Genomic DNA, 6,865 nt, shown 5'->3' with positions numbered 1-6,865 from the left:
TGGATTTAAAAAGATCGTTGAGGGTATGTCTCAAAACTTAGGTTCCTTCCTAGAGTATGATCAAGATAGCTGCCTATAGTTATTAGCTTCGAACTATGGAGCATTATTCACTAAATAGTTGACAGCTTTTTGCTATTTTTAGTTAGATTATTAATTACCTTATCTAAATGTTTGAGCAATGGTTGGAACTCATCTCTTATATATTAAATTCCAAAATTAATTAGTTCTTATAGGTTATTGAATTATTAATTCTTTGTTTACAAATTAGGGTACCACTATGGTGGACTCTTGACAAGTTCTCTATGATAGAATTTCTCTCTCCAATTTATTTCTCATTCATACTGTTTGGAGCTTAGAGATGTCACAGAAAGCACAGCTGAATATAAAAATTCCTGTAGAGTTGAAGAAGCTCATCTCTGAGATGTCAAAAGAAAACGGACGTTCACTTAATTCTGAAGTTCAAATTCGATTAGAGAAATCTTTTGAAAGTCCAACGGGTAGTTATATTGATGCTATGGAAGAGTTGAGAGACTTTTTTGACGCTCATCTACGTAGTAAGCGCTTGCTCTTGATATCTGAAAAACTCAATTTTCTTTTGAGTGAATCTGAAGCAGTCGGTGGTTTTTATACTCCAAGTATTTCAAGGATAGCTGAGGTATTGGAATATAACAGTGTTGGCAAGATTGAAAGTTGGTTTGAAGGGCGTATAGAACCATTATTCGAAGAGTTAGAGGAGTTAGCGAGATATTTTGGCTGCCAAACTGACTGGCTAATTCATGATGAAGACAAGCCTTATAAAAAAGAAAAGTTTGAGTTCGGCTCTAATATTGAAGACAATGCAAAACGGTTATTACAAGGCAATGACCAAGATGAAGTTAAAGCACTGTGGTTTGCTCGTAATAATACAGAAAATGGTGAATTAATAATCATAAAGCACTATGATACTTGGCGGGGTTCGGTTTTAGATACTCGCGTACATATAAGTGAAAAGGTAGGTATTGGAGGCTCTGAGGATCGAGCATTGTTATCTTTAACTCTAAAGTATTTATGCCGATATCATCTTCTGAAAATTCAGGGCGCAATAATATCAGAAGCAGATTACAACGAACTTATTTGGGCAAGAGAGAATCCGATTAAGATTATTGAAAAATATAGGCACAGTCATTGGATTGAAGATATCTGGGACAGCTCAATGTATTCAAAGAAAAATAATAGCTATTGGAAGGGCTGGTATGAGATGTGTATGTCTAATGCTGCCTATATTGATAGAAATAAAAGTTTATTCAATATGAAGTAATGTTGACTAGAAAGATTCTAACTTCTTAAATGTTAGTAGATGAGAAAGATTAAAGTTATGAAAAGGCAGTGCAATAAGTCTCAATCACTTATTGCACTGCCTTTTTTTATTTGCTGTGAATAACATTGGTCAAGCAAAGCATAGTCTCTTGACACTCTCAATACTCTCAAAGAATTGAGCCTGTTTTTATTAATAGTCCGGATAGAATGAAAGCGTACAAATGTTCTAGTTAAGCAAGTAGATATGTGATCATGATGTAAGAATGTCTATAAATTACCTTGGTAATAGTTGAAGGTAGAGGTATGGGGTATATGCTTTATATGTACATCATTAAAATATGAGTTATCTAGCATGTCAACCTATAAGGAGGTGTGTGCAGCTCATGCAATGCGCTAGCAAAAAATCCATGAGCGAATTCAATTTTTGCGGGTTCGTTATTTTGTGCCGGAAAGTACTCTGGTTCTCCTTGTCCACGAACCAATGTAACGTTTTGATGAGTGAATAAATTATTGAATAATTGGATGAGCCAATCAGTAGCCGCTTGCTCGTATTTATTAACCAATGATGGAGTGCTATCTAAGCCTTTGATAGCAGCTAACCTTTGCCATTCACTTTTTACATCCTCTAAGCACTGATTGTTGTTAAGGTTCCACGAGTCAGTGGAAGAGGCATTCACATTATTGGTTAACGTAGTGAGACGTTGCAATAGTATTTTTGCTTCAAGTGCAGAAAGTAGGTTCGAGAAGTCAGGTTTATCATTAAACACATTCATAGGTAAAACACTGGTCAAATAAAAGATGAAAAGAAGAACTATCTTTGAATATAAATAGGAGAAATAAAGAGATGAAAATAGAGCTTATATCAAATAAATTTAACATACTAGCGCTAGCGTCGCTCAATGCTTTCCGTTAGTATGGCAGGCAATATTATACACCGTTTTGATGAATGAGGTCGCGCATGTCAAGCACTCCAAAAAGTAAACCGTCAGCAGGTTATGCTGATAATAAAAAAGCGCCTTTATCTACTAGTATGCCTGAATCTATTTCTTTGGATAAATGGGCAGATACTGGTTATGAATGGACAGGAGAGGTAGAGCCAAGCGCTTTCAAACGTCTTGCTGCTACCTTAGCCACCGAACATGAACAAGCAGACATCTCGCTTAATGCCAATCTGTATCGACGCAATAATGTCTTACATTTGGCATTCACACTGACGGGTGAAGTTTGGTTAACCTGTCAACGTTGCCTACAGCCAGTGGCTATCGATTTGTCTGATGATTATAATATTGCGCTACTAGAAGATGAGAGCCAAGCACGTTCAATCAATGATGAACAAGACTATTTATTACTTGATGAAATTATTACTGAGCCTGCACCAGAGCTTTTATTGCCATTCAAAAAATTGGTAGAAGATGAGATATTACTGAAGACGCCGATGTCGCCAAAACATGACGACTGTGAAATGACGGTAGAGCAATTTGGTGAGATCCCAGAAGAGGAAGAAAGCGAAAATCCTTTTGCTGCTTTAGCCTCGCTAAAAGGCAAGTTGTAATCTTATTAAGAGACAAGTCATATATCAATGTACTACTTAATAAATTTATGATACCTTTCATCAGCTTTCTACCAAAGAGTGAGAAGCAGGGCTTTATTAATCCGCTAAACATGCGTATAATGTCCCGTTTATTGCATTCTAGCAATCTGCTACTGGCAGATAGATGCTGATCTTGCAGACTAACTATAGATTTTAGACGTAATCAACACTTTAATACGTGGCAATCTATTTAACTAATGATGCGTAAGACTTAGGTTGTTGTGATTATATAGCCTCTGTCAGTGTCGATTAAAGCTGAATTTCAAGCTTATCCCCTTTTAAGTATAGGAGCTATATCATGGCCGTTCAAAAAAGTCGTAAAAGTCGTTCTCGTCGTGACATGCGCCGTTCACATCATCGTATGGAAATCGCTGAGATAAGCGTAGATGCTACCACTGGTGAAAAACATCGTCGTCATCACATGACTAAAGATGGTTTCTACCGTGGTCGCCAGTTGTTTAAAGTTAGTCAAGACGCTTAAATTATTGGCTATTCAATAGCTGATTGTAAAAATAATGATAGTACTGGTGACTGTCATTATTTTTGCAACGCTGTTATTAGGTAATATGCTTTGAGCTGAAGAAAGCCAAGTTATTTCGCTATCATATATTATGTGGCTAGATAACTTGGCTTTTTGCTATTGGCTTTTATGGTAGGTATTTGAACAACCTTTTACCATGTGCCTTTAGAAAATATGAAAATGAACCGATATACTCTACCGTTTTAATTTGAGTGGTATCTTTTACTATACGTGTTTCAGTAGCATCCACTATGATAATAGTGTGCGTCAGTGTATAGTTTATCGATAATCCGTTTTTTTAGACAAATACTAAAGTAACGGCTTTATATCGCCTCTAATAATATAATAAACCCCAATTGTTTTTAGGGATATTTCCAATTAAATAAGGAATATTGGTTATGGCCTCTGTACCCGATATGGTAAAAAAGCCGCCGACACGTATTGCGGTAATTTTTCCTGGTCAAGGATCGCAAGTAGTCGGGATGACTAGTGAGCTTGCTGAAATCTATCCAGAGATTCTCGATACCTTTACTGAAGCTAGCGCCGCGCTTGGTGAAGACTTATGGGCAATCTGTCAAAATGAAGAAAAACTCAATCAAACACAATATACTCAGCCTGCATTACTGACGGCCAGCATCGCCATTTGGCGTATCTTAAAACAAAAAATAACCACAGCGCCTTGTTATTTAGCGGGTCATTCTCTAGGTGAGTACAGTGCGCTTTGTGCGGCTGAGGTCATATCGCTTGCTGATGCGGTTAAATTGGTACATAAGCGCGGTCAGTTGATGCAAGAAGCCGTTGTAGGTGTCGATACTGCCATGGCAGCAGTGCTAGGGCTTGAGGATAATCGAGTAGAAAATTTGTGTGAGCAAGCGACTGAACATGTCGAAGGTGCCATTGTAGGTGCAGCCAACTTTAATAGTCCAGGACAAGTGGTGATATCGGGTAATGCTGCTGGTGTGAATGCCGTTATTGATAAAGTGCAAAACACCGGCAAAAAATCTATCCCGCTAAAGGTCAGCGTACCATCACATTGCGCGCTTATGGAGCCAGCCAGTAGTGCATTGGCTGAGATTCTGGCAGAAATAAAATTTGATCAAGCGACGATTCCTGTTATCCAAAATCGACATGCGCGTGTTGAGAGCAGTGCGGTCGGTATCAAGCAGGCATTAACGGAGCAATTAAGCCAACCAGTGTTATGGTCAAAAACCATGCAAGAGCTGGCTGACAAACAAATTAATATTTTAATCGAATGTGGCAGTGGTAATGTATTGAGCAACTTGGCGAAGCGCCAAGCACAGCCAATTACGAGCTATCCTACTGACAAGCCCGCTCGTCTTGATAAATTAATGGAGGTGTTATCATGAGTCGTACGATTACTCTAGTGACAGGTGCTAGCCGTGGTATTGGTAAAGCCGTTGCCAAACGTTTCGCCAAAGAAGGACATTTTGTTATTGGTACAGCGACTACGGAAAAAGGTGCTGAGCTGATTGATGGTTATCTCCACGATAGTGGCGGTATTGGACGTGTTCTAGACGTGCGTGATACCGCACAAATTGATAAGCTGTTTGAAGAGATTGAGAGCGTCTACGGCGCAGTACAAGTCTTGGTCAATAATGCAGGTATCACCCAAGATGGTCTGCTGATGCGAATGAAAGATGACGACTGGGAAAATGTCATCGATACCAATTTGACGTCGGTATACCGCATGAGTAAACGTGCTGTGCGCGGTATGATGAAAGCACGTCGTGGTCGTATCATCAATATAACCTCTGTCGTTGCGCAAATGGGTAATGCCGGTCAATCTAACTATGCGGCGACCAAAGCAGGCGTCGAAGGGTTCAGCCGTACGCTCGCGCGTGAAATTGGCTCACGACAAGTGACGATTAATTGCGTAGCCCCTGGTTTGATCGAAACGGATATGACGGACGAGCTTGATGAGCGCCTATTGAACTCTATGCTAGACGCTGTACCTATCAGTCGCCTTGGACAGCCAGAAGACATTGCCGCAGCCGTACATTTCTTAGCCAGCGATGAGGCCAGTTATATCACAGGCGCTGTTATCCCTGTCAATGGCGGTATGTATATGTAGGTGATAAACAAGTGTTACACAGTTATAATAAAAAACTCTGTGCACGAGTGTAAACTATAATAAAGGGTGTTATAATGACGGATACTTTTATGTCAAAGCCCTGTATTATAGCAGGGCTTTACTAGACATCAGTCAAAACGTATAACCAGCTATAAAACAAGTTACAAAGTACTCAGATAGCTGTGCTAATCTGAAGATATGATTTTATATACAATGCTGTAGAGCCTAATGATAGGCCTATGGTGACTTGCCAAAATAATAGATCAAAAAGGAGAAATCTACATGAGTAATGATACCGAGCTAAGAGTTAAAGCTGCAGTAGCTGAGCAATTGGGTATGAATGTTGAAGATATCAACAATGATGCATCATTTATGGAAGATTTAGGCGCTGATTCATTGGATCTCGTTGAGTTGGTTATGTCATTCGAAAGCGATTTTGGCATTACCATTCCTGATGAAGATTCAGCTGAATTGACGACGGTTCAAAAAGCAATCGACTACGTACAAGCTCAGCTATAATTCGCTATTCACTTAGCAAGTTTTACAATACCGTTTATCTTGATAGATAGGCGGTTTTTTTATGGCTGTCATTTAGTATAACAAAGCCAATATAGCATTAACATAAGCTTGGCTCATTTAACATTACTCAACATACTCTTACTATTCAAATGGAACATCTTTGCTATACTCAGAACGCTAGCAATAGCAAATGATGGTAATAATTAAAAAATTATCGTTAAAACAATAATGATTAATAATGAATAAAAATACTTCAAGGAGCAATTATATGGGTATGTTTAGTTTTGCAAAAGACATCGGTGATAAGATTTTTAACCGTGATGATGATAAGCATGATGCTAAATCAGAAACCAAAGCAGATGCTAGTACACCAGTCGCCAGTGGCGAGCCTTCAGCGCAATCGGTTGCCAACATTTTGCTGCGTCGCATTCAGCAGCAGAATCTCAATATCAGTAACCTAAAAATTAAATATAATGGTTCGACGGATACTGCCGAAATCAGTGGTAATGCTAAAACTCAGGCTGACCGTGAAAAAGCCATTATCGCTATTGGTAACGTTCAGAACGTCGCTAAAGTGATTGATAATATCGATATCGAAGAGGATGCCCCTGAATCTACGATGTATACCGTAAAATCTGGTGATAGCTTGTCTAAGATCGCAAAAGAGGTTTATGGTTCAGCGGATGATTATATGAAAATCTTCGAAGCCAATAAGCCGATGCTATCAAGCCCTGATAAGATTTATCCTGGTCAAGTACTACGCATTCCTAAGCCATAATATGGTTTTGAACTGTCAGAGATATGCGTGAATAAAATAAAGAATGCCTCTTACTATAATAAGAGGCAT

The 6,865-nt window shown here is 38.8% G+C and carries 7 protein-coding genes and 1 pseudogene; 7 read left to right on the top strand and 1 reads right to left on the bottom strand.

The genetic code is table 11. The features are described 5' to 3' along the window. Window positions 1-358 precede the first annotated feature (358 nt). Window positions 359-1,297 (top strand): Arc family DNA-binding protein, encoded by a 939-nt coding sequence (locus tag ACT3S4_RS12205; protein WP_298907776.1) that lies wholly within the window; start codon window positions 359-361, stop codon window positions 1,295-1,297. A gap of 376 nt (window positions 1,298-1,673) precedes the next feature. Here ACT3S4_RS12205 and ACT3S4_RS12200 read toward each other — a convergent pair. Continuing rightward, window positions 1,674-1,973: pseudogene (locus tag ACT3S4_RS12200) on the bottom strand (elongation factor P hydroxylase); the annotation flags it as partial. A 281-nt stretch (window positions 1,974-2,254) separates the two neighbouring features. On the opposite strand from ACT3S4_RS12200, the gene ACT3S4_RS12195 reads away from it, so the two are divergent. The 6 genes from ACT3S4_RS12195 (at window position 2,255) to lysM (ending at window position 6,796) form a co-directional block, all read left to right on the top strand. Further along, window positions 2,255-2,848: a YceD family protein gene (locus ACT3S4_RS12195; RefSeq protein WP_201553341.1), complete on the top strand. Its 594-nt coding sequence runs from the start codon at window positions 2,255-2,257 to the stop codon at window positions 2,846-2,848. Window positions 2,849-3,185: 337 nt separating this feature from the next. Further along, window positions 3,186-3,368, top strand: coding sequence for a 50S ribosomal protein L32 (gene rpmF / locus ACT3S4_RS12190; RefSeq protein ID WP_011512869.1), 183 nt, complete (start codon window positions 3,186-3,188; stop codon window positions 3,366-3,368). A gap of 437 nt (window positions 3,369-3,805) precedes the next feature. Further along, the gene (gene fabD / locus ACT3S4_RS12185; RefSeq protein WP_087814664.1) at window positions 3,806-4,774 is read left to right on the top strand and encodes an ACP S-malonyltransferase; all 969 of its coding nucleotides are present in this window, start codon (window positions 3,806-3,808) and stop codon (window positions 4,772-4,774) included. Next, the gene (gene fabG / locus ACT3S4_RS12180; protein WP_045454442.1) at window positions 4,771-5,499 is read left to right on the top strand and encodes a 3-oxoacyl-ACP reductase FabG; all 729 of its coding nucleotides are present in this window, start codon (window positions 4,771-4,773) and stop codon (window positions 5,497-5,499) included. Before fabD ends, fabG begins: the two co-directional genes overlap by 4 nt. A 282-nt stretch (window positions 5,500-5,781) precedes the next feature. Then, window positions 5,782-6,018 (top strand): acyl carrier protein, encoded by a 237-nt coding sequence (acpP, locus tag ACT3S4_RS12175; RefSeq protein WP_025652201.1) that lies wholly within the window; start codon window positions 5,782-5,784, stop codon window positions 6,016-6,018. Between the two features lie 268 nt (window positions 6,019-6,286). Beyond that, window positions 6,287-6,796: a peptidoglycan-binding protein LysM gene (lysM, locus tag ACT3S4_RS12170; RefSeq protein ID WP_444761143.1), complete on the top strand. Its 510-nt coding sequence runs from the start codon at window positions 6,287-6,289 to the stop codon at window positions 6,794-6,796. Window positions 6,797-6,865: the final 69 nt, after the last annotated feature.

The sequence above is a fragment of the Psychrobacter sp. AOP30-A2-5 genome (assembly GCF_052378115.1).
Classification (GTDB): domain Bacteria; phylum Pseudomonadota; class Gammaproteobacteria; order Pseudomonadales; family Moraxellaceae; genus Psychrobacter.
Note: the sequence above shows the minus strand (reverse complement) of the source record. Positions and strands in the feature narration are given on the sequence as shown.

What these genes read in the sequence shown, in the direction of transcription:
- ACT3S4_RS12205 (WP_298907776.1), top strand. Translation starts at nt 359, where the DNA reads ATGTCACAGAAAGCACAGCTGAATATAAAAATTCCTGTAGAGTTGAAG.
- ACT3S4_RS12195 (WP_201553341.1), top strand. Translation starts at nt 2,255, where the DNA reads ATGTCAAGCACTCCAAAAAGTAAACCGTCAGCAGGTTATGCTGATAAT.
- rpmF (WP_011512869.1), top strand. Translation starts at nt 3,186, where the DNA reads ATGGCCGTTCAAAAAAGTCGTAAAAGTCGTTCTCGTCGTGACATGCGC.
- fabD (WP_087814664.1), top strand. Translation starts at nt 3,806, where the DNA reads ATGGCCTCTGTACCCGATATGGTAAAAAAGCCGCCGACACGTATTGCG.
- fabG (WP_045454442.1), top strand. Translation starts at nt 4,771, where the DNA reads ATGAGTCGTACGATTACTCTAGTGACAGGTGCTAGCCGTGGTATTGGT.
- acpP (WP_025652201.1), top strand. Translation starts at nt 5,782, where the DNA reads ATGAGTAATGATACCGAGCTAAGAGTTAAAGCTGCAGTAGCTGAGCAA.
- lysM (WP_444761143.1), top strand. Translation starts at nt 6,287, where the DNA reads ATGGGTATGTTTAGTTTTGCAAAAGACATCGGTGATAAGATTTTTAAC.